The organism is Gordonia sp. UBA5067 (assembly GCF_002414845.1).
GTDB lineage: Bacteria > Actinomycetota > Actinomycetes > Mycobacteriales > Mycobacteriaceae > Gordonia > Gordonia defluvii.
This window is the reverse complement of sequence record NZ_DIAX01000085.1, coordinates 1-1,220: the sequence shown is the minus strand read 5'-3', so window position 1 is coordinate 1,220 and position 1,220 is coordinate 1. Positions and strand designations below refer to the sequence as shown.

The 1,220-nt window shown below is 66.6% G+C and carries 1 protein-coding gene; it reads right to left on the bottom strand.

All coding sequences use genetic code 11. The features are described 5' to 3' along the window. Window positions 1-142: 142 nt before the first annotated feature. Entirely contained in the window at window positions 143-1,132 is a 990-nt protein-coding gene (locus B4M62_RS13815; RefSeq protein WP_290714226.1) for a metallophosphoesterase, read from the bottom strand. Window positions 1,133-1,220 lie beyond the last annotated feature (88 nt).

Sequence of the window (1,220 nt, the reverse complement as noted above, 5' to 3'; positions counted from 1 at the left end):
TGGCGCAGCTTGGTAGCGCGCTTCGTTCGGGACGAAGAGGTCGTGGGTTCGAATCCCGCTACCCCGACGCAAGGTTGAGATTGCAGAAGAGGCCCTGACCGGCAGGAATGCTGGTCAGGGCCTCCTCGTTTGTTGGTACGCGCTACACGCGGTCCTCGGCCATTTGGGGAAGAGACTCGACGGTGGTGGCAGCGGCATCGCCGTGCGACACCGGCGTCAGGGTCAGCAGGGTGGCCTCGGGCCGGCACATGAACCGTGCCGGCGCATAGGGCGAGGTACCCAGCCCGGCGCTGACGTGTAAGCGCAGGTGATTGCCCCAGCGTGACGGTCCTTTCACCCGCGACCGGTCAAGTTCGCAGTTGGTGACGAGGGCACCGATGAAGGGCAGGCAGAGCTGCCCGCCGTGGGTGTGGCCGGCCATTACGAGGTCGTACCCGTCGTCGGCGAAGTGATCGAGCACCCGGGGCTCGGGTGAATGGGTGAGTCCCAACCGTAGTTGTGCGAGCGGGTTGGGTCGGCCGGCGATCGTGTCGTAGCGATCGCGGTCGAGATGCGGGTCGTCGACACCGGCGGCCACGATGCGAGTGCCGCCGATCTCGATCTCGTGGGTCCGATGGGTCGCGTCGAGCCACCCGCGCTCGATGAAGGCGGCCCGCAGGTCGCGCCACGGTAGCGGTTCGCCGTGTTGGCGCTCGTGGTCGGAGTTGAAGTATGTGAAGGGGTTCTTCGGTGTCGGCCCGAAATAGTCATTCGAGCCGAAGACGAACAGCCCTGGGTGGGTCAGCAAGCCGTCGAGAGCCTGGATGACCGCGGGCACCGAGCTCGGGTGGGCGAGATTGTCGCCGGTGTTGACGACCAGGTCTGGCTCGAGCGCGGCGAGTTCGGACACCCAGGCCTGTTTCAGGTATTGGTTGGGCATCATGTGCAAGTCGCTGATGTGCAGGACGCGAAGCGGCGTCGAACCAGGCTCGAGCACCGGCATCGTGACATGGCGCAGTGCAAAGGCGTTACGTTCGATCACCGTCGCGTAGAACAACCCAGCCGCGCCCGTGCCCGCCGTCGCCGCGACGGCCCGTCCTGCGGGAGTGGAGAGCAGGGACGTCAGTCCACGGGTCAACGCGCGATCAGACATGGGGTTCAGGATACGCGCGACGGTGAGCAGGGCCCACTCGGCGGAGGTGGGGTGCCCACTCGGCGGAGGTGGGGTGCCCACTCGGCGG

Bases quoted from the DNA above. Each gene is read 5' to 3' on its own strand.
- B4M62_RS13815 (WP_290714226.1), bottom strand. From the start codon at position 1,132: ATGTCTGATCGCGCGTTGACCCGTGGACTGACGTCCCTGCTCTCCACT.